The sequence below is a fragment of the Collinsella sp. LCP19S3_H3 genome (genome assembly GCF_052119145.1).
Taxonomy (GTDB): domain Bacteria; phylum Actinomycetota; class Coriobacteriia; order Coriobacteriales; family Coriobacteriaceae; genus Collinsella.
Map to the genome: position 1 here is coordinate 1 of NZ_JBQKFW010000030.1, position 1,854 is coordinate 1,854.

1 protein-coding gene and 1 pseudogene are annotated in these 1,854 nt (G+C 69.0%); both read right to left on the reverse strand.

Translation table 11 applies throughout. The features are described 5' to 3' along the window. Nucleotides 1-97 precede the first annotated feature (97 nt). A complete protein-coding gene (locus tag ACTQZF_RS09125; protein ID WP_427747536.1) occupies nt 98-1,303 on the reverse strand; it encodes an agmatine deiminase family protein in 1,206 nt (401 codons plus the stop codon). Between the two features lie 305 nt (nt 1,304-1,608). After that, a pseudogene (locus tag ACTQZF_RS09130) lies at nt 1,609-1,854 on the reverse strand (amino acid:proton antiporter); the annotation flags it as partial.

The window sequence follows — 1,854 nt, forward strand, 5'->3', positions numbered from 1 at the left end:
CGGCCGGCCAGGCGGCCCCGTTCGCCTGGCCGGCCGGGCCTCCGGGGTGCGGCGGCTCCCGTGAAGGAGGGGCGCCGCGCCCCGGCAAGCCGGGCTATTAGGCGGACGGCTCCTGCTGCGTGATGCAGTGGATGTTGCCGCCGCCGTAGACGACCTGGTCGGACTTGACGCCCACGCACTTGTAGACGCCCTCGCCCCAGACCTCGTCGTAGATCTCCTGGAGCGTGTCGACGGCCAGCTGGTCGTTCTCGTCGCCGTACTGCGGGACGATGACGCCGTGGTTGGTCACGAGGTAGTTCATGTAGGAGGCGATCAGCGGCTCGTCGGGGACGCGCGGCTCGGCGTTCTCGTCGGCGTCGATGGTGTCGCAGGAGGCCTGGTCCATGTACAGCGGCTTCACGGGCATGCAGAGCTTGTAGACCTTCAGCTTGCGGCCCTTGGCGTCAACCGCGTTGGAGAGGGTCTCGTAGGCGGCGTGGCACTGCTCGTAGAACGGGTACTCGGGGTCGTCGGTCCAGATGCAGACCATGACGCCCGGGGCGATGAAGGTGGCGACGTCGTCGATGTGGCCGTTGGTCTCCTCGGGGTCGATGCCCTCCTTGACCCAGATGACCTTCTCGACGCCGAGGTAGTCCTTGAGGTGCTCGGTCATGTACCCGCGGAGCTCCTCGCTCCAGGGCTCGAACTTCTTGCGGTACTTGGGCCAGAGGGACTCGGGGTCCTCCTCCTCCTCGAGCACCGCGGAGCAGGTGCGGCCGGGGGACAGGAGGCACTGGTCGGTGACGACGAGGGTGCCCTCGCCGTCGACGGTGATGGAGCCGCCCTCGAGGATCATGTCGTCGGGACGGTAGCGGCGGCAGCCGGAGAGCTCGGCCATCTTGAGGGCGATCTGCTCGTCCTTGTCCCACGGGAAGTAGAGGCCGTCGATGAGGCCGCCGTAGCCGTTGAAGTGCCAGTGGTTGGCGCGCTTATCGCCCTTGCCGTTGATGACGTAGGTGGCGCCGGTGTCGCGGAACCAGGCGTCGTCGGTGGTCATCTCGACGACGGTGACGTTCTCGTCGTTCTCGAAGACGGCCTTGCAGTTGGCGTAGTCGACCTGGTTGGCGCACATGTAGACCGGGGTGAACTCGGAGATGGCGCGGGCGATGGCGGCATACTGCTTCTGGGCGGGCTTGGCGCCGTGGGCCCAGGTGTCGGTGCGGTGGGGCCAGCCTATCCACACGCGGTCCTGGGGGGCGAACTCGGCGGGCATGAAGAAGCCGTCGGCCCTCGGGGTGGACTCGGACTCGGTGATCGTACGCATAAGATTTCCTCCAAACCGAACGATCGTCTGCCGCGGGCGGGCTGCCCGCGGCCTAGGACCAAGAGATGGCGGGCGCCCGTCCCCCGGCAGAGGTCGGGGCGCCCGGCGCCGGTTTTCACGGGGTCGCACCGGCGGGCGACGACGTAGCCAGGTGCGCGGAGACGGGACGCACGAGGGATACGGGAGAGGGGTCGGGGCGGTCGGCGGCTGCCGGAGCTATCGCCGCACCCGCCCCGGGGGATGGTTGGCGGGCCCGTCGCCCGGGCACGCCCCCGGGGAGGCCGGGGTGCCCGGAACCGGGCGCCCTAGTTCTCCTCGGCCTCCTCGGCGAGGCGCTGGGCGGCCAGCTCGGGGGTGAGGCCCTTGTACTCGGTCTCGCGGCCCTTGGCGCTGACGACGCGGACGACCTCGCCGATGAGCACGAGCACGATGAAGATGACGATCATCGGGACCTTCTCGCCGACCTCGGCGGCGGAGAACGGCACCAGCGTCGCGACGATGGCCAGGATCAGCTCGATGCAGGGGATGGCCAGCATGACCTTCATCATCGC